Annotated in this window: 16 protein-coding genes; 7 read left to right on the top strand and 9 right to left on the bottom strand. The window is 76.4% G+C overall.

Annotation, left to right across the window (positions count from 1 at the left end; genetic code table 11):
- Nucleotides 1-17 precede the first annotated feature (17 nt).
- Both K5O09_RS03050 and K5O09_RS03055 read left to right on the top strand, forming a co-directional pair.
- Complete coding sequence (locus K5O09_RS03050; RefSeq protein WP_222171397.1) at nt 18-1,235, top strand: glycoside hydrolase family 15 protein; 1,218 nt, start codon at nt 18-20, stop codon at nt 1,233-1,235.
- Nucleotides 1,232-3,574, top strand: a complete 2,343-nt coding sequence (locus K5O09_RS03055) for a TIM-barrel domain-containing protein (RefSeq protein WP_222171398.1) — start codon at nt 1,232-1,234, stop codon at nt 3,572-3,574. The genes K5O09_RS03050 and K5O09_RS03055 overlap by 4 nt, the downstream gene beginning before the upstream one ends.
- 90 nt (nt 3,575-3,664) lie before the next feature.
- Here K5O09_RS03055 and K5O09_RS03060 read toward each other — a convergent pair whose 3' ends face one another.
- From K5O09_RS03060 to K5O09_RS03085, 6 genes are read right to left on the bottom strand one after another with little or no spacing between them, the layout of a single operon-like run.
- Nucleotides 3,665-4,309 (bottom strand): transaldolase family protein, encoded by a 645-nt coding sequence (locus K5O09_RS03060; protein ID WP_222171399.1) that lies wholly within the window; start codon nt 4,307-4,309, stop codon nt 3,665-3,667.
- A 2-nt stretch (nt 4,310-4,311) separates the two neighbouring features.
- Nucleotides 4,312-5,823, bottom strand: coding sequence for a xylulokinase (xylB, locus tag K5O09_RS03065; RefSeq protein WP_222171400.1), 1,512 nt, complete (start codon nt 5,821-5,823; stop codon nt 4,312-4,314).
- Nucleotides 5,820-6,491, bottom strand: a complete 672-nt coding sequence (locus tag K5O09_RS03070; protein WP_222171401.1) for an SIS domain-containing protein — start codon at nt 6,489-6,491, stop codon at nt 5,820-5,822. Before K5O09_RS03070 ends, xylB begins: the two co-directional genes overlap by 4 nt.
- Nucleotides 6,492-6,535: 44 nt before the next feature.
- A complete protein-coding gene (locus K5O09_RS03075) occupies nt 6,536-8,146 on the bottom strand; it encodes a sugar ABC transporter ATP-binding protein (RefSeq protein WP_222171402.1) in 1,611 nt (536 codons plus the stop codon).
- Nucleotide 8,147: 1 nt separating this feature from the next.
- Entirely contained in the window at nt 8,148-9,170 is a 1,023-nt protein-coding gene (locus K5O09_RS03080) for a substrate-binding domain-containing protein (protein ID WP_222171403.1), read from the bottom strand.
- A gap of 44 nt (nt 9,171-9,214) precedes the next feature.
- Nucleotides 9,215-10,294 carry an ABC transporter permease gene (locus K5O09_RS03085; RefSeq protein WP_222171404.1) on the bottom strand — a complete coding sequence of 360 codons (1,080 nt, stop codon included), beginning with the start codon at nt 10,292-10,294 and terminating at the stop codon, nt 9,215-9,217.
- Between the two features lie 137 nt (nt 10,295-10,431).
- On the opposite strand from K5O09_RS03085, the gene K5O09_RS03090 reads away from it, so the two are divergent.
- From K5O09_RS03090 to K5O09_RS03110, 5 genes are read left to right on the top strand one after another with little or no spacing between them, the layout of a single operon-like run.
- Nucleotides 10,432-11,421 carry a sugar-binding transcriptional regulator gene (locus K5O09_RS03090; protein ID WP_222171405.1) on the top strand — a complete coding sequence of 330 codons (990 nt, stop codon included), beginning with the start codon at nt 10,432-10,434 and terminating at the stop codon, nt 11,419-11,421.
- On the top strand, nt 11,418-12,062 hold the full coding sequence (locus tag K5O09_RS03095; RefSeq protein WP_222171406.1) for a hypothetical protein: 645 nt from the start codon (nt 11,418-11,420) through the stop codon (nt 12,060-12,062). The genes K5O09_RS03090 and K5O09_RS03095 overlap by 4 nt, the downstream gene beginning before the upstream one ends.
- 9 nt (nt 12,063-12,071) lie before the next feature.
- The gene (locus tag K5O09_RS03100) at nt 12,072-12,650 is read left to right on the top strand and encodes a TetR/AcrR family transcriptional regulator (RefSeq protein WP_255596032.1); all 579 of its coding nucleotides are present in this window, start codon (nt 12,072-12,074) and stop codon (nt 12,648-12,650) included.
- Entirely contained in the window at nt 12,643-13,413 is a 771-nt protein-coding gene (locus K5O09_RS03105; protein ID WP_255596033.1) for an ABC transporter ATP-binding protein, read from the top strand. Before K5O09_RS03100 ends, K5O09_RS03105 begins: the two co-directional genes overlap by 8 nt.
- Nucleotides 13,410-14,177, top strand: coding sequence for an ABC transporter permease (locus tag K5O09_RS03110; RefSeq protein ID WP_222171408.1), 768 nt, complete (start codon nt 13,410-13,412; stop codon nt 14,175-14,177). Before K5O09_RS03105 ends, K5O09_RS03110 begins: the two co-directional genes overlap by 4 nt.
- A gap of 86 nt (nt 14,178-14,263) precedes the next feature.
- Here K5O09_RS03110 and K5O09_RS03115 read toward each other — a convergent pair whose 3' ends face one another.
- From K5O09_RS03115 to K5O09_RS03125, 3 genes are all read right to left on the bottom strand, one after another.
- Nucleotides 14,264-14,491, bottom strand: a complete 228-nt coding sequence (locus K5O09_RS03115; RefSeq protein ID WP_222171409.1) for a hypothetical protein — start codon at nt 14,489-14,491, stop codon at nt 14,264-14,266.
- 1 nt (nt 14,492) lies between these two features.
- Nucleotides 14,493-15,158, bottom strand: a complete 666-nt coding sequence (locus tag K5O09_RS03120; protein WP_222171410.1) for a transcriptional regulator — start codon at nt 15,156-15,158, stop codon at nt 14,493-14,495.
- 105 nt (nt 15,159-15,263) lie between these two features.
- Nucleotides 15,264-17,306 carry a TIM-barrel domain-containing protein gene (locus K5O09_RS03125; protein ID WP_222171411.1) on the bottom strand — a complete coding sequence of 681 codons (2,043 nt, stop codon included), beginning with the start codon at nt 17,304-17,306 and terminating at the stop codon, nt 15,264-15,266.
- Nucleotides 17,307-17,325: the final 19 nt, after the last annotated feature.

The following is a 17,325-nucleotide window of genomic DNA, read 5'->3' on the forward strand; positions in this document are numbered from 1 at the left end:
ACCCCCGGGACCGTTCCATGACCCTCACCGCCCCGCCGTCCACTCCGTCGACGGAGCGCCTGCGCGCGCTCGTCCGCACCTCCGCCGAGGTGATCGCCCGTCACCAGGACGCCGGCGGCGCCTACCCGGCGTCGCCCACGTTCAGCGCCTACCGCGGCTACGCGTGGCTGCGGGACGGCTCGTTCACGGCCGAGGGCATGTCCCGGTACGGCGACGTGGCCGGCGTCGACCGGTTCCACGCCTGGGCCGCGGGGGTGCTGACCAGCCGCCGCGCGCAGGTCGCGGACGTGCTCGCCCGCCGCGACGCCGGCGAGGACGTGCCGCTGACCGACCTGCTGCCGACGCGGTTCCGGCTGGACGGCTCCGACGGCCAGGACCCGTGGTGGGACTTCCAGACCGACGGGTACGGCATGTGGCTGTGGCAGCTCGCCTCGCACGCCGCCCGGCACGACCGGCCCCTCGAGCCGTACCGCGAGGCCGTGGCGGTGGCCGTCGACTACCTGTGCGCCACGTGGGACCGGCCCTGCTACGACTGGTGGGAGGAGCACGTCGAGCAGCGGCACCCCTCGACGCTCGCCGCCGTCCGCGCCGGCCTGCTCGCCGCGGCGGGGGCGACCGGCGCCGACGGCGCGCCGCTGCTGCCCGCCGCGACGGCCGCCCGCGCCCGGGAGGTCGCCGAGGCCGCCGCCGCCCTGGTCGCGACCGCCGGCGTCACGTCCGGGCGGGCCGCCGACCCGGACGCCCCGCACCTCGCCAAGTGGTGCGGCTCGGACGCCGTGGACGCCTCGCTCGCGTCCTGCGTCGTGCCGTTCGGCCTGGTGCCCGTCGGCTCGCCCGTCGCGGAGGCGACGCTGGACGCCGTCTCCCGGGACCTCGACGTCGACGGCGGGGTGCACCGGTTCCGCGCGGACGTGTTCTACGGCGGCGGTCAGTGGCTGCTGCTGTCCGCCCTGCTCGGCTGGAACCACGCCGCGGCCGGTCGCACCGACGCCGCGTGGGCGCACCTGCGCTGGATCGCGGCGCACGCCGACCCGGCGACGGGCGAGATGCCCGAGCAGGTGCCCGACCACCTGCTGCACCCCGGCTCCCGCGACGAGTGGGTGGACCGCTGGGGGACCGTCGCCCAGCCGCTGCTGTGGTCGCACGGCATGTACCTGATCCTCGCCGACGAGCTGGGCCTGCTTGCCCGGCCCGGCCAGTCCGGCACCGACGACGCCCCGGAGGCTTCCCGATGACCTCGACCGACGACCGCGCCGCCACCCGCACGGAGGCGGCGGCTCCCGCGCGGCCCGTGCTCACCCACCGGCCCGCCGGCATCGGCCACCCGTACGCCGCGTCCGCCGACCAGCGCCTCCCGGTGCACCCCGGCGTCGGCGACCGGCCCGCGCTCGGCGTCGTCGCCACCGGCCTGCCCGCGGCCGCGTCCGTGGTCTGCGAGTGGGCCGCGGGCGACGAGGTCACCGTGCTGCCGTGCGAGCCCGGGTCCGTCTCGCCCGCCGACGCCGCGGCCCTGGCCGGCGGGGACGGGCACCTCGCCGCGGCGCAGGCGGGCCAGCTCGCCGCCGACGGCGCCTGGCACGTGACCGCCCCGGCGCTCGCGGCAGGCGTGCGGTACCGGTACCGGTTCGTCGTGACGGGCGCCGGCGACCCCGCGGACGGCGCCGTCGCGACGCCCTGGTCCGCGGTCTCCGCGGGCGCGTGGGCCGAGGCCCCGGACGCCCCCGTGACGGTCGGCGGCGTCCCCGCCGCCGACCACCCGCGCGTCGTCCCCGGCTCCGTGCGGGTGTGGCGCGACCTCGACGGCGCGCGCCGGGTCCGGTTCGCGTTCCGGCTCGCCCCGTCCGAGCACGTCGTCGGGTTCGGCGAGCGGTTCGACGCCGTCGACCAGCGCGGCCGCCGGCTCGACGCCGTGGTGTTCGAGCAGTACAAGTCGCAGGGCGCGACCGGCCGCACGTACCTGCCCATGCCGTTCGCCCACGTCGTGGGCGGCGACGGCTGGGGGTTCCACGTCCGCACGTCCCGCCGCACGTGGTTCGACGTCGGCGCGTCCACGCCGGACGAGCTGGTGGTCGAGGCCCTGGTCGGGGCGGATGCGGCGCTCGACGTCGCGGTCTACGAGGGCACGCCGGCCGCGGTGCTGCGGGCGTTCGGCGACGAGGTCGGCCGCGCCGAGGAGCTCCCGGACTGGGTGCTGCGGCTGTGGGCGTCCGGCAACGAGTGGAACACCCAGGCGATCGTCATGGACCGCATGGACGCCCACCGCGACCTCGACATCCCCGTCGGCGTCGTCGTCATCGAGGCGTGGTCGGACGAGGAGGGCATCACGATCTTCCGCGACGCCCGCTACGCCGTGCACCCGGACGGCGCGCCGCACCGCGCGGCCGACTTCACGTACCCGCCGGACGGCGCCTGGCCGGACCCGCGGGCCATGGTCGAGGAGCTGCACGCCCGCGGCATCAAGGTCGTCCTCTGGCAGATCCCGCTGCTCAAGACGGAGCACGACCTGGGCCCGGACGTCCCGCACGACGCGCAGGTGCTCGCGGACGGCCGCGCGATGGTGGCCGCCGGGCACGCGGTGCGGGAGGCCGACGGCACGCCGTACCACAACCGCGGCTGGTGGTTCCCGCAGGCGCTGATGGCCGACCTGTCCACGCCTGAGGGCCGGGCCTGGTGGACCGAGCGTCGGCGCTACCTGGTCGAGGACTACGACGTCGACGGCTTCAAGACCGACGGCGGCGAGCACGCGTGGGGCGACGACCTGCGGTACGCCGACGGCCGGCGCGGCGACGAGGGCAACAACCTCAACCCCGTGCACTACGCCCGCGCGTTCGGCGACCTGCTGCGGTCCGCCGGCAAGGCGCCGGTGACGTTCTCCCGCGCCGGGTTCACCGGCTCGCAGGCGCACGGCCTGCACTGGGCCGGCGACGAGAACTCCACGTGGGAGGCGTTCCGCTGGTCGATGACCGCCGGCATCACCGCGTCGGCGTCCGGCATCGTCTACTGGGGGTGGGACCTCGCCGGGTTCTCCGGGCCGGTGCCCGACGCGGAGCTGTACGTCCGGGCGGTCGCTGCGGCGACGTTCTGCCCCGTCATGCAGTACCACTCGGAGTTCAACCACCACCGGCTCCCGCTGCGCGACCGCACGCCGTGGTTCGTGGCCGAGGTGAACGACGACCCCACCGTGGTCGACGTGTTCCGGCGCTACGCCGTGCTGCGCGAGCGGCTGGTGCCGTACCTGGCCCAGGGCGCCCGGGCGGCCATCGCGACCGGCGCACCGCTCATGCGGGGGCTGTTCGTCGACCACCCGCACGACCCGGCCGTGTGGGAGCGTCCCGGGCAGTTCCTGCTGGGCGACGACCTGCTGGTGCACCCCGTCACGGAGCCCGGCGCCACCACCTGGGAGACCTACCTGCCGGCGGGCGAGTGGGTCGACGTGTGGACCGGGGAGCGCGTCGCGGGCGAGCCGCACGGGGACGGCGTGGTCGTCACCCGGGAGGTGCCGCGGGACGTCGTGCCGGTGTACGCGCGGGCGTCCGCCTGGGACGGGCTCGCGGCGGTGTTCGGGGAGGGCTGAGGGCGACACCCGGCGCCGCCCGGCGACACTCGGCGGCGGACGCGCCCCGGCGGCGCTCCCGGACCGCTCCGGGCGCGCCGCCGGCCGGTGTCAGGCGAGCGCGGCGGCCGCGGCGTCGAACTGCGCGACGGCCGCGTCCGTGAGCGGCTCCGCGAACAGCCCGCGCGCGACGTCCGGCGCCAGCGTGACGGCGTCCGCCCCCGCCTCGGCGAGCGTGACGACGTCGTCGGGCGTGCGGACGCTGGCCACGAGGGTGCCCGTTCCGGTGCCCGCCAGCACCCGGACCATCTGCGCCACCAGCGCGTGGCCGTCGCGGCCGGACTCGGTCATGCGGCCGAGGTAGGGGGCGATCCACCGGGCGCCGGCGGCGGCCGCGAGCACGGCCTGCCGCGGGTGGTAGACGGCCGTGACGAGCACGGGCACCCCGTCGTCCGCGAGCCGCCGCGTGGCCGCCAGGCCCTCCGCCGTGGCGGGCACCTTCACCACGAGGCGGTCGGACAGCGCGCGCAGGTCGTGGCCCTCGCGGACCACGGCGTCGACGTCGTGCGCGGTGGTCTGCACGAACACCTCGCGGCTGCCGTGGGCGAGCAGCCAGCCCACCAGGTCCGGCACGGCGGGCAGCCGGACGCCGCCGCGCTGCAGGATGAGCGGGTTGGTCGTGACGCCCCGGAACAGGCCCGTGGCCAGCAGCGGCTCCAGGGCGGTGGTGTCCGCGGCGTCCAGGTACAGCAGCATGCTCACTCCTCGTTCGGGGACCCGGCGGGCGACGTGCGTCCGGGCTGCGGCTCGTCCGGCTGGCGGGTGTCGGCCAGCGCCCGGTAGCGGCGCGCCACCTCCGGGTCCGGGGCGCGGCGAGGCTCGACGACGCCGGTGGTCGCGGGCGCCCACGCGTCCCGCACGTCCCGCACGTCCGCCCCCGCCAGCACCGCGGCGGCCTGGACGGCGGCGCCGCGGGCGGTGGCCTCGTCGACCGCGCGGGTCTCGACCGGCGTGCCGAGCGTGTCGGCGAGCACCTGCCGGTACGCGGCCGACCGGGCGCCGCCGCCGGCCACGACGACCGGGCCGTCGGCGGTGGCGCCGGCCGCGCGGATCGCCTCGTGCCCGCGGACGAGCCCCAGGACGACGCCCTCGACCGCCGCGAGCGCGAGCTCCTCGCGCGTGGTGTCCGTGCGCAGCCCGGCGAGCAGCCCGCGGGCGGCGGGGCGGTCGGGGCTGCGCTCGCCGTCCAGGAACGCGGCCAGCAGCGGCCGGTCCGCGCGGGCGGGCGCCGCCAGCGCGAGGGCGGCGAGCCCCGCGTGGTCGACGCCCAGCAGCCGCGCCATCGTGTCGGTGACCTTGGTGCAGTTGAGGGTGCAGACCAGCGGCAGCCACCCGCCCGCGGCGTCGGCCACGCCGTCCACCCACGCGGACGGGTCGTGCACCGGGGTGGGCGAGGTCGTCATCACGACCCCGGACGTGCCGAGGCTGTACAGCACCTGGTGCGGGGCGAGGCCGGTACCGAGCGCGCCGGCGTGCTGGTCGCCCGCACCCGCGCCGACCACGACGTCGGGTCGCAGGCCGAGCCGGCGGGCGTCCGGGGTGCTCGCCGTGCCGGCGGGCTCCGACGGCGCGAGCACCTCCGGGAGCAGCTCCGGCCACGGCAGGTCGTCGCGGACCCAGCGCCGCAGGTGGTCGACGAGGTACCGGCCGGTGTGCGCGGCGTAGTAGCCGGTGCCCGAGGCCTCGGACCGGTCGGTGACGGCCCGGCCGGTCAGCCGGTGGGTGAGGTAGTCGTGGGGCAGCAGCACGGTGCGCAGCGCGTCCAGGTGCTGTGGCTCGTGCTCGGCGACCCACGCGAGCTTGGTGATCGTGAACGCGGCGGTCGGCACCGACCCGACGGCGTCGGCCCAGCCGGCCGCGCCGAGCTCGCGCACGAGCGCCGCGGCCTGCGGGCTGGACGTCGTGTCGTTCCAGAGCTTCGCCGGGCGCAGCACGCGCCCGGCGGCGTCGAGCATGACGAGGCCGTGGCACTGCGCCGCGACGGACACGGCGTCCACGTCCCGCGCGGCGAGCCCGGCCGCGGCGAGCGCGGCGGCGAGCGCCTGCTCCAGCGCCCGCCACCACGCGTCCGGGTGCTGCTCGCTGACCGGCGGCGACGTCGGCGGGTGCGGGCTGCGTCCCGTGCCCAGCAGGCGGCCGTCGTCCGCGTCGCGCAGCTCGACGGTGCAGGACTGCGTCGAGGAGTCGACGCCGGCGACGACGCCCGTCACGGCTGCACGGCCTCCGGGGCCGGCGCGGCGCCGGTCGCCGCGGGGGACCCGAGCACGGGCAGCGCCGGGGGCAGGGTCTCGAGCCGGCCGACGGCGCCGGCCGGGTGCGTGGACAGCACCTGCTCCCAGCCGTAGCCCCGCTGCTGCATGAGCACCGCGGCGAGGGCGTCGCCCCAGACGGCGGTCGCCAGCGTGGACCCCATCGCGATGACGCCGCCGGGGTCGACCTCCGGCCCGGGGTCGACGACCACCGTCAGGTCCGCGAGCCGCCCGAGCGACGACCCGGGCACGGCGGTGAGCGCGATGACGGGGACGTCGCGCTGCTGGACGCGCCGGGACAGGTCGTTGAGCTCGTCGGACTCGCCGCCGCGCGAGATGGTGATGAGGAGGTCGCCGCGCACCACGGCACCCATCGTGCCGTGCAGGGCGTCCATCCCCGGCAGGAACAGCGACGGCGTGCCGCACACCGACAGCAGGTGCGCCATGCGGCGCGCGACGGCCCCCGACGTCCCGGAACCGGTGACGAAGACCTTGCCCGTGACCCGGCCGATCATCTCGACCGCCGTCACGAACGTCGCGTCGAGCTGGTCGGCGACGTCGGCCACGCCCCGGCCCTCGCGCCGCACGATCGCGCGGGCGGTCTCGAGGCTGTCGGCGGCTGTGGTCATCGTGCTGTCCTCCGGGGGTGTGGGGCGGTCGGGGCGGGCGCGGGTCACGCGGCGTCCCAGGCGGCGTGCCGCAGGGCCTGCGGCGTGCGGTGCTCGGCGGGGACCCGGTCGCCGGTGCTGCGGCCGTGCGAGACGACGACGATGTCGTCGGCGACCTCGCACACCTCGTCCTCCTCGGAGGACACGAGCAGCACCGTCAGCCCGGCGTCGTGCGCGAGCGAGCGGACGATCCGGTGGATCTCGGCCTTCACGCCCAGGTCGACGCCCTTGGTGGGCTCGTCGAGCAGCAGGACGCGGGGCCGCTGGGCGATCGCGCGGGCCAGCAGCACCTTCTGCTGGTTGCCGCCGGACAGGCTGACGACGGGTCCGTGGCGGTCCCCGCGCACCCGCAGGCTGCCCAGTAGGTCGTCCGCCTCGCGCAGCATGCGGCGGGTGTCGAGCAGGCCGGCGCGGCGGTAGCGGCGCAGGACGGGCAGCGCGACGTTCATCGGGGAGTCGAGGCCCGGCACGATGCCGTCGCTCTTGCGCTCCTCGGTCACGTAGACCACGCCCTCCCGCTGGGCGTGCGCGGGGTTGCCCGGGCGGTACGGGCGGCCGTCGAGGGTGATCGCGCCGCCGGACACCGGGGCCAGGCCGACGAGCGCGCGCAGCAGCTCCGTCCGCCCGGCGCCGACGAGCCCGTACAGGCCGAGCACGCGGCCCGGCTCGGCGGTGAGGGTCACGCCGGCGACGCCGGGGGCGCGCAGGCCGCGGACCTCCAGGAGGGGCCTGGGCGTGGCGTCAGGGAACCACGCCCGGGTGTCGGGGACGGCGCGCGCGGGTGCGGCGCCGGCGGGGGCGGGGGCGGGGGTGGGAGCGCCGGAGGGCGCCGGGGCGCCGGCGGGGGAGGGCCGGGGAGCGGCGTGCTCCGCGGCCTCGTCCCCGGCGATCGCCGCGACGACGTCCTGCCGGCCGACCTCGTCGACGTGCGCGTCGATGCGGACCCGCCCGTCGACGAGCGCCACGACGCGGTTGCACACCGCGTACAGCTCGTCGAGCTTGTGGTCGACGAACACGATGCCCAGCCCGCGGTCGGCGGCCAGCGAGCGGACGACGTCGAGCAGCCGCTCGACCTGCCCGCCCTCGAGGCTGGTGGTCGGCTCGTCCAGCAGCAGGTAGCGGGCGTCGCGGTGGGTGGCGACCGCGATCTCGAGCATCTGCCGGGTGGCGACGGGGTAGTCGCCGAGCTTGCGGTCGACGTCCACCTCGATCCCGAACGACGCGACGAGCTCGCGGGCCGCCGCGCGCATCTCCTCCCGGCGCAGCAGCCCCCCGCGGGACCGTTCCTGCCCGAGGAAGACGTTCTGCGCCACCGTGAGGTTCGGCAGCAGCGCCAGCTCCTGGTAGACGGTCGCGATGCCGGCGGCGATGGCGTCCGCGGGCGAGTCGACCGCCGCGGGGCGGCCGTCCACCACGATGCGCCCGCCGTCGGGGGTGGTGGCCCCGGAGATGGTGCGCAGCAGCGTCGACTTGCCGGCCCCGTTGTGGCCGACCAGCCCGACGACGTCGCCCGGCCGGACGTCGACCGAGACGCCGTGCAGCACCGACACACCCGAGTACGTCTTGGTGATCCCTCGGACGCTCAGCCCAGCCGGCGTCCCGGTCGACGTCGTCATGTCAGCCGACCTCGCCCGGTCCGGGGGTCTCGCCGACCGTGAACAGCTTCAGCGGCTTGAGGATCTCGGGCTCCGGGGTGGCGCCGTCGGCCCACGCGCGGATCTGCTCGACGACCTCGGTGCCGTACACGTTCGGCTCCTGGGCGACGCACGCCGGGTACTGCTCGGTGAGCGTGACCTCGGCGGCGCAGAACCCGTAGACCTTCACGTCGCTGCCCGCGCTGAGCGCCTGGAGCGCGCCGTACGCGGCCGGCCCGGTGGAGGCGAAGATGACGTTGATGCCCGGGTTGCCGGACAGCATCTCCGTGGTGGCGCGCAGGCTGTCGTCGGGCTTGACGTTGCCGTCCACGCGGGCGACGACCTCGGCGTTCGGGTTCGACGCGATCTCGTCCTCGAAGCCCTGGTCGCGCATCTGCGTGGGCGTCTCGTCCGGCTCGGTGACGAACCCGATGGTCAGCTCGGCGTCGGCGCCCAGGTCGGCGAGCACCTGCTCGGCGGTCTGCTGGCCGCCGGCGACGTTGTCCGCGCCGAGGTACTGCACGATGCTCGCGCCCTGCGACTCGAGGGCGTCGGGGTCGATGCCGACGTTCACCGTGAACACCGGGACGCCCGCGTCGTTCGCGGCCTTGACGATCGCGGCGCCGGGCTCCGACTTCACCGCGTTGAGCGCCAGGGCGCACGGCTGCTTCTGCAGCATCGCCTGGACCTGGGCGAGCTGGTTGGCGTCGTCGTCGTCGGCGATCTGCACCTCGACGTCGAAGCCGTTGGCCTCGCCCGCGTCCTCGAAGCCCTGCTTCATGGCGACGTAGTAGGGGTTGGTGAGGTTCGGCAGCGCGACCGCGACGTAGGGGGTGTCGTCGTCGCACGAGTCGGGGCGGGGGATCTCGCTCGAGGCGGCGGACGAGCCCGAGCTGTCGTCGGACCCGCCGGAGGACCCGGTGCCGGTGTCGACGGCGCTGCACGCCGCGAGGGTGAGGCCGGCGGCGCACAGGCCGGCGGCGAGGACGGGGGCACGAAGCTTCATCGCTTTATCTCCTGGTGGACGGGGTTCGCTGCGGTCGGGGGTGGTCAGGGGGCCGCGGTGCCGGGTGGTGCGGCCGGTGCGGCGCCGGAGGGGACGGCGGCCGGGGTCGCCGGGGCGGTGGTCCCGGGTCCGCCGGGGTCGCCGGGGCCGCTGCGGCCGGGCAGGTGGGCCCGGATCAGCGCGGACAGCGAGGACTGGCGGCGGTAGGTGTCGACGATGACGCCGCCGAGGATGATCAGGCCGATGACGAGCGGCTGCCAGTACGACTGGACGCCGACGACGTTCATGCCGTTGGAGACGGTCGCGATCAGCACCGCGCCGAGCAGGGCCCCGGGCAGGGTTCCGATGCCGCCGAACAGGCTGACCCCGCCGACGACGGCGGCCGCGATCGAGTAGAACAGCTCGTTGCCGGAGCCCGCGGAGGGGTAGCCGACCATGAGCCGGGACGTGACGATGAGGCCGCCCATGCCGGCGCACAGGCCGGACAGCGCGTAGACCAGCATCGTGACGCGGCCGATCGGGATGCCGGACAGCCGGGAGGTCTCCCGGTTGCCGCCGACCGCGTAGATGCGCACGCCGGTGGGCGTGAGCTTGAGCAGCACGGTGAGCACGACGGCGAACAGCGCGACGAGCACGACGGGCATCGGCACGCCGAACAGCGAGCCGCGGCCGATCACGGCGAACATCGGGTCGGCGACGTTGACGGAGCTGGCCCCGGTGAGGATCAGGGGGATGCTCGCGGCGACGCCGAAGGCGGCGAAGGTGACGATGAACGGTGGCAGGCGCAGGTAGTGGATCAGGGCGCCGTTGATCGTGCCGACCAGCGCGCCGACGGCCAGCGCGGCGAGGGCGGCGAGCCACCACGGCAGCCCGGAGCGCATCAGGAGCGCCGCGACCATGCCGGTGAGCGCGATGTTCGAGCCCGTCGACAGGTCGATGCCACCGGTGAGCAGCACGAACGCCTGCCCCATCGCGAGGAACGCGATCACCGTGCCGTTGAGCAGCAGCAGGTTCGCGTTGTCGAACGTGCGGAACGTCGGCGACATCAGGCTGAAGATCGCGGCGACGAGCACGATCACCACACCGATGCCGAGCTCCTCCGGGATCCGGCGTCGCCTGACCATGGTCTGCCTCCTCGCAGATCGCTCATCTGAGCACGATGCCGTGCTCATCTGCGACGACCGTACGGTGCCGTCGCCGCCTCTGGCAACCCGGTTCCAGATCACGGTTTGGAAACGTTCGAGCGCGCTACAGTGCTCACATGAGCGAGGAGGCAGCCCGTGGGGGCACGTCGGACGAGCGCGCGCTGACGGTGCTGGCGGCGCGGCGCTACTACGTCGACGACGCGTCCAAGGTGCAGATCGCCGAGGAGCTGGGCATCTCCCGCTTCAAGGTCGCGCGGCTGCTCGAGCAGGCCAAGGCCGACGGCGTCGTCACGATCACCGTCCACGCGGACGGCCTGCGCGACCCGGTGCTCGAGGCCCGGCTCCGCGAGCACCTCGGCCTGGCGGAGGTCACCGTCGTCGAGGCCAGCGGCGACGACGCCGCGGTCCGGCGCCAGGTCGGCGAGACCGCCGCCCAGGTGCTCGGCGCGACGCTGCGGCCCGGCGAGGTGCTGGGCCTGGCGTGGGGGCGGACCCTGACGGCGATGAGCGCGGCGCTGCCGCCCCTGCCGCGCGTGGACGTCGTCCAGCTCACCGGCGCGATCGGCACCGACCTCGACGAGTCGCCGGTCGAGATCGTCCGTCGCGTCGCCCTGCGGTCCGGCGGCGTCGCGCGCCCGATCTTCGCGCCGCTCGTGGTGGACGACGCCCGCACCGCCGCGGCGCTGCGCCGGCAGCCCGACGTGGCCGCCGCGCTCGGGATGTTCGGCTCGGTGACGACCGCAGTGGTGTCCGTCGGGTCGTGGGACCCGCCGGAGTCCCAGCTCCTGCGCACCATCGGGGACGACGAGCGGCAGGAGCTGCTCGACGCGGGCGTCCGGGCCGAGGTCGCCTCCCTGCTGGTCTCGGACGACGGCCAGCTCGTCGCGCCGGCCTTCCAGGACCGCTGCGTCACCATCGCCTACGAGCAGATGCGGGCCGTGCCGCGGATCGTCGCGGCCGCGGGCGGGGCGCGCAAGGCGCGGGCCGTCGCGGCGATCGTGCGCGCGGGGCTGTGCACCGAGCTCGTCACCGACCGGGCGCTCGCCGAGGCGCTGCTCGCGCTGCCGCCGGTGGCGGTGCCCGGCCCACCGGGGGCGGGTCGGTGACGCTGCTGGTCGCGGCGTCGCTCTGGTCCACCCCGCGCGACCGGCTGGACGCCGAGGCCGCCCGGCTCGCCGCCGCCGGGCTGCGCCGGTGGCACTGGGACGCCTCGGACGGCGTGCTCGCGGCGCCCGGCGGGTTCGACGTCGCGACCGCGGCGCGGCTGATGGGGCGCACCGGCCTGCCGGGCGAGGCCCACCTCATGGTCGCGGACCCGCTCGCCCACGTCGACGACTGGGCGGACGTCTGCGAGACGGTCGTGGTGCACGCGGAGGCGCGGGGCTGGCAGGAGGCCGTGGACCGGGTGCGCGGGCGCGGGCGCCGGCCCGGCGTGGCGGTGGCGCCCGCGACGCCGCCCGCGGTGCTCGACGACCTGCCCGGCGACGTCGCGGTGCTCGTCATGTCGATCGTGCCCGGCCGGGCCGGCGCGGCCTTCGAACCGGCGACGCTGGCGCGGCTGGACGCCCTGGCCGGCCGCCCGGCGCTCGGGGTGGACGGCGGCGTCACGCTCGACCGCGCGCGGGACTGCGCGGCGCACGGCGCCACGTGGGTGGTCAGCGGCTCCGCGCTGTGCGGGTCCGCCGACCCGGCGGCGTGGCTCACCGCGGCGCAGGGACGCTGGACGGCCGCGAACGTTAGTGACTAACATGTCGCCGTGACCGCATCCCGGAGCGCACGCACGCGGGACCGCCTGCAGGACGCCGCCCTCGCGCTCATGACCGAGCAGGGGTACGACGCGACCACGGTCGAGCAGATCGCCCAGCGGGCCGGCGTCTCCCACATGACCTTCTTCCGCCACTTCCCCACCAAGCAGGCCGTCGTCCTCGACGACCCGTACGACCCGGCGATGGCCGACGCGCTGCGCCGCCAGGACGCGTCGCTCCCGGCGCTCGAGCAGGTGCGGCGCGCCCTGCTCGCGGCGTGGGCGGCGCTCCCGGAGCCGGACGACGACCGCACCCGCGTGCGGGTCCGGCTGGCCGCGACGCACCCCGCGCTGCGCGCCGGCGTCTGGAGCGGCAACCAGCGCACGGAGGACCTGCTCGTCGCCGTGCTGCTCGAGCGTGACGTGCCGGCGCTCGAGGCCCGCGTCGCCGCGGGGGCGTGCCTCGGGGCCCTCATGGCCGCGCTCCTGCACTGGGGTGTCGCGGAGGACGGTCCGCCCCTCGGCTCCGTGGTGCGGACCGCGCTCGAGCAGCTCCGCGGACGTGGGCCGGAGGTGGCGGCCCGTGACTGAGGACGTGCTGGTCGCGGCGCACGGCGTCGGGGTGCGATTCGGACCTGAGACCGCGCTCGACGGCGTCGACCTGTCCGTGCGGCGCGGCGAGGTGCACGCGCTCGTCGGGCTCAACGGCGCCGGCAAGTCGACCCTGCTGCGGGTGCTGCTCGCGATGGTCCGCCCCGGCCGGGGGCACGTGGACCTGCGCCTGCCGGAGTCCGGGCACCCGCTGGTCCGGGTCGGGCCCGGGGCCGCGCGGGTGCCCGACGCCGTGTGGGGTCGCGTCGGGCACCTCGTCGAGAGCGCGCTCGCCTACCCGGAGCTGACCGTCCGGGAGTCCGTGCGGTGCGCCGGGCTGCTGCGAGGGCTCAGCACGCGGGACGCGCGGGAGGCGACGGAGCGGCTGCTCGACGAGCTGGCCCTCCGGCACTGGGCGGACCGCCGCAACGCCGCGCTGTCGCTCGGCAACCGGCAGCGCGCCGGACTGGCCTGCGCCGTGGTCGCACGACCCCGGCTGCTGGTGCTCGACGAGCCGACGAACGCGCTCGACCCGGCCGGGGTGCTCGTCGTCCGGCGGGTGGTGCGCGCGCTCGCCGACGAGGGCAGCGGCGTCCTGGTGTCCAGCCACCACCTGGACGAGGTCGCGCGCGTCGCCGACCGGATCACCGTGCTGCACCGCGGGCGGGTGCTCGGCACGCTGCCGCCGGGAGGGACGGACCTCGAGCGGGCGTTCTTCGGCATGGTCTACGACGCCGAGGAGCGGCTGGGGGTCGCGTCGTGAGCGCCGCCCTGCGCGTCGAGGCGCTCAAGCTCCGGCGTGCCACCGCGGCGTGGGTGGCGGCGCTCGCGGTCGTGCTCGGGGTGCCCGCGCTCAGCGCCGGCCTGCCCGCCGCCGCGCGCGCGAACGGCGACAGCCTGCTGGCCGCCAAGGTCGCGGGGATGGTGACCGGCACGGGCTGGGACGCGGTGCTCGCGCTCGCGGCCCAGGTGGTGTCGATCGGTGCGCTGCTGGCCTCCGGCGTGCTGGTGTCGTGGTGCTTCGGGCGCGAGCTCGCCGAGCACCGGCTCGCCGGTCTGACGTCCCTGCCCGTGGGGCGGGACCGCATCGCGTGGGCGAAGACGGTGGTGCTGCTCGCCTGGGGCGCGGCGACCGTGGTCGCGGCCGCTGCGGCGTCCGTGGTCGCGGGAGTCGTGACCGGGCTGGGCGCTCCGGGCGCGGACGAGCTGGGCGGCGTCGGTCGCGTCCTCGCCGTCGGGATGCTGTCGGTGCTGCTCGCCGTCCCGCTCTCCCTGGCGGCCAGCGCGCTGCGCGGCTACCTGCCGGGGGTGTCGGTGCTGCTCGGCATCGTGGTCGTCACGCAGGTGGTGACCCTCAGCGGCGCCGGGGCGTGGTTCCCGTGGGCGGCACCGGGCATGTGGGCGGGCATGGGCGGCCCGGAGCTCGCCCGGTCGGTGACGCCGGTGCAGCTCGCGTTGCCCGTCGCGGTCGCTGCGGCGTCCGCGTGGGGCACCGCGCGGTGGTGGCGGCGCGCGCCGGTGATCTGACCGGGGCCGCCGGGGTCCACCCGGCGGCGCTCACCGGCCCGTGCTCACCGGCCCGTGCTCACCGGTCCGTGCTCACCGGCCCGTGCTCACCAGCCCGCGCCGGCCCGCTCCGCCAGCACCCGGCGCAGCGCGGCGTCGCGGCCGGCGGCCACGCGCGCGCCGAGCCGGTCGGCCCGCGCGGCCCGTGCCGCCCGGTCGTGCCGGGGGCCCCGGGGCCCCGCCGCGCCGCCGGGCAGTCGGCGCACCGACAGGTAGGGCAGCCGCAGCCGCACGGGCCGCAGTCCGTAGGTCACGTCGAACGTCACCGTGGTCATGTCAGTCCTCCTGCGGCGCGGGTCCGGTCGCCGGCGCGGTCGCCGGAGCGGGGGCGTGGTCGAGATCGGGGTTGGCGGTCGCGAACAGGCGCATCAGCCGGGCGCCGGCGGGGCGGCGCGCGGGGTCGGCGGCGCGTCCCGCGAAGCGCTCGGTGAGCGCGGTGAGCTCCGCGAGCAGCTCCGTCGCCTCGTCGCGGGTCGCCCAGAACGTCGCCTGCGAGGCCTGCGTGAGCCGGACGAGGTCGGGGTCCTCCTGGGCTGCCGTGGCCGACCGCCGCAGGTGGGCGACGAAGCGCTCGGCCTCCCGGCGCACCTGCACCTCGCCGAGCTCGGCGACGGCCCGCAGGCCCGCCGGGTCGGAGGCGTCGGTGGCGAACGACCGCTCGCGGGCGACGGCGCGCCACGGCCGCTCGCGACCGCGCCGCGGGGCCGGCTCCACGAGCCCTGCCTTCGCGAGGCTGCGCAGGTGGAACGAGCAGTTCGCGACCGTCTGGCCCAGGTGGGCGGCGCACTCGGTGGCGGTCGCCTCGCCGACGTCGTCGAGGTGGTTCAACAGGTCCAGCCGCACGGGGTGCGCGAGGGCGCGCATCCGGGCGGGGTCGGAGATGTGCTGCGCGTCGGCGCGCGCCGGGTCGGGCGGCGCGGGGGTCGGCTGGCTCGGTTCCACGACGCGACCCTACGACACGCAACAACTCTTGCGCAACAACGCTTGCGAATAGCGGGCGCCGGACGGGGGAGAGGTCCCGTCCGGCGCCCGTCGCCGTGCTGCCGGTCAGCCCAGCTCGGCGAGCACCGGCCGCAGCCCGGCGCCCGCACCGTCCCGCCCGAACAGCGGGATCACGTGCCGCGGGGCGTCGACGCGCACGGTCGCACCCCCGGCGTGCACGGCGCCGGACCACAGGTCGGTCCACGTCGGACCCTGCGGCAGGTAGACCTCCCGGGTGGTCGCGCCCGGCTCCACGACCGGCGCCACCAGCAGGTCGGCGCCCAGCAGGTACTGGTCGGCGACGGACCACGCGCGCGGGTCGTCCGGGAACTCGTGGAACAGCCCGCGGACCACCGGCTGCCCGTGCTCGTGCGCCTCGGCCATGAGGCGGCGCAGCAGCGGCCGCATCGCCTCCCGCAGGCGCAGGTAGCCGGACAGGACGCCGCAGACCTCCTCGCCGAAGCTCCACAGCTCGTTGCCGGCGCCCGTGGGGGACCGTCGCGAGCCGTCCGCGGCGGAGACCTCCTGGCCGGGCCGGCGGTCGCCGTGCATCCGCAGCACCGGGCTGAACGTGCCGACCTGGAACCACCGGACCAGCAGCTCGTGGAACCCCGGGTCGGTGACGTCGCCGCCGTGGAACCCGCCGATGTCGGTGGTGAACCACGGGATGCCGGCGACACCCATGTGCACCCCGGCGACGACCTGACGGCGCAGCGCCTCCCAGGTGGAGGAGATGTCGCCGGACCACACCAGCGCGCCGTACCGCTGGCTGCCCGCCCACGCGCACCGCACCAGGTTGACCACGTCGCCCTGGCCGGCGGCGGTCTGCCCGTCGTGGAACGCCCGCGAGAAGTGCTGCGGGTACAGGTTGGTGACCTGCGCGCCCGGGCCGGCGTGGTAGCGGTAGTTGTCCAGGTCGTAGCGCCCGTACTCCGGCTCGGCCTCGTCCAGCCAGAACAGCCGGACGCCGTGGTCGTGGTAGTTCCGCCGGCACAGGTCCCACAGCGTCGCGCGGGCGCCCGGGTGGGTCACGTCCACGAACATGCTGGGGCCCTCGAACGACATCTGGACGTCGAGCCCGCGGTCGGCCCGCACCAGGTGGTTGTCCCGCCGCAGGCGCTCGAAGTTCTCCGACTCCACCGAGACCTGCGGCCAGACCGAGACCATGAGCTCCATGCCCAGCTCCCGGAGCTCCGCGACCATCGCCGCCGGGTCCGGCCAGAACTCCTCCTCGAACCGGTAGTCGCCCATGTGCGGCCAGTGGAAGAAGTCCGCGACGATCACGTCGACGGGCAACCCGCGGCGGTGGTACTCGCGCGCCGTCGTCAGCAGCTCCTCCTGGGACGCGTAGCGCAGCTTGCTCTGCCACAGCCCCAGACCGTGCTCCGGCATCGGCGGCACGTGGCCGGTCGCGTCGGCGTACGCCGCCAGGATCTGCGCGGGGGTGTCGCCGGCCGTGACCCAGTAGTCGAGCTGCCGGGTGGACTCCGCGACCCACTCGGTGCGGTTGACGCCGAACGTCGCCCGGCCGATCGCGGGGTTGTGCCAGAGCATCCCGTAGCCGGCGCTCGACAGCACGAACGGCACGGACGCCTGGGAGTTGCGGTGCGCCAGCTCCAGCGTGCTGCCCTTCAGGTCGGCGAGCTCCTGCTGGTACAGGCCCATGCCGGCCAGGTGCTCGTCCGCGGGGGACTCGAACGCCGCGGTGAGGCGGTGGTCCCCGCCGACGATCGCCCGGTAGTCGCGGGCCTTCTGCTTGAGCGCACCGCCGGACTCGAGCTCGCGCAGCAGCACGCGGCCCGAGGCGTCGCGGAACGTGAGCCGGCAGCGGGACACGGAGTACCCGGTCTGCCAGTCGTGCTCCTGCCCGGCCTCGAGGTCGACGGTCAGGCGGCCCTGGGCGAGGCGGGCGGACCCGCCGTCGGGCGCGATCTCGACCGTCGGGTCGGGGGTGCGCGGCGCGGGCAGCAGCGCCCACGCCGTGTCGAGGACGTCGCCGGCCGGCACGGCACGGACGCGCACGGCGTCCGCGCCCCACGGCTCGACGAGCAGCGTCTCGCCGTCGCCGGTCCAGCGCAGGTGGTGTCCGTCGGTCTGGAAGAAGCTCACAGGGTCTCCGATGTCGCAG

Origin of the sequence: Cellulomonas sp. C5510 (genome assembly GCF_019797765.1) — a bacterium.
In the GTDB taxonomy this organism is placed as follows: domain Bacteria; phylum Actinomycetota; class Actinomycetes; order Actinomycetales; family Cellulomonadaceae; genus Cellulomonas.

What these genes read in the sequence shown, in the direction of transcription:
- K5O09_RS03050 (WP_222171397.1), top strand. Translation starts at nt 18, where the DNA reads ATGACCCTCACCGCCCCGCCGTCCACTCCGTCGACGGAGCGCCTGCGC.
- K5O09_RS03055 (WP_222171398.1), top strand. Translation starts at nt 1,232, where the DNA reads ATGACCTCGACCGACGACCGCGCCGCCACCCGCACGGAGGCGGCGGCT.
- K5O09_RS03060 (WP_222171399.1), bottom strand. Translation starts at nt 4,309, where the DNA reads ATGCTGCTGTACCTGGACGCCGCGGACACCACCGCCCTGGAGCCGCTG.
- K5O09_RS03070 (WP_222171401.1), bottom strand. Translation starts at nt 6,491, where the DNA reads ATGACCACAGCCGCCGACAGCCTCGAGACCGCCCGCGCGATCGTGCGG.
- K5O09_RS03075 (WP_222171402.1), bottom strand. Translation starts at nt 8,146, where the DNA reads ATGACGACGTCGACCGGGACGCCGGCTGGGCTGAGCGTCCGAGGGATC.
- K5O09_RS03080 (WP_222171403.1), bottom strand. Translation starts at nt 9,170, where the DNA reads ATGAAGCTTCGTGCCCCCGTCCTCGCCGCCGGCCTGTGCGCCGCCGGC.
- K5O09_RS03085 (WP_222171404.1), bottom strand. Translation starts at nt 10,294, where the DNA reads ATGGTCAGGCGACGCCGGATCCCGGAGGAGCTCGGCATCGGTGTGGTG.
- K5O09_RS03090 (WP_222171405.1), top strand. Translation starts at nt 10,432, where the DNA reads ATGAGCGAGGAGGCAGCCCGTGGGGGCACGTCGGACGAGCGCGCGCTG.
- K5O09_RS03115 (WP_222171409.1), bottom strand. Translation starts at nt 14,491, where the DNA reads ATGACCACGGTGACGTTCGACGTGACCTACGGACTGCGGCCCGTGCGG.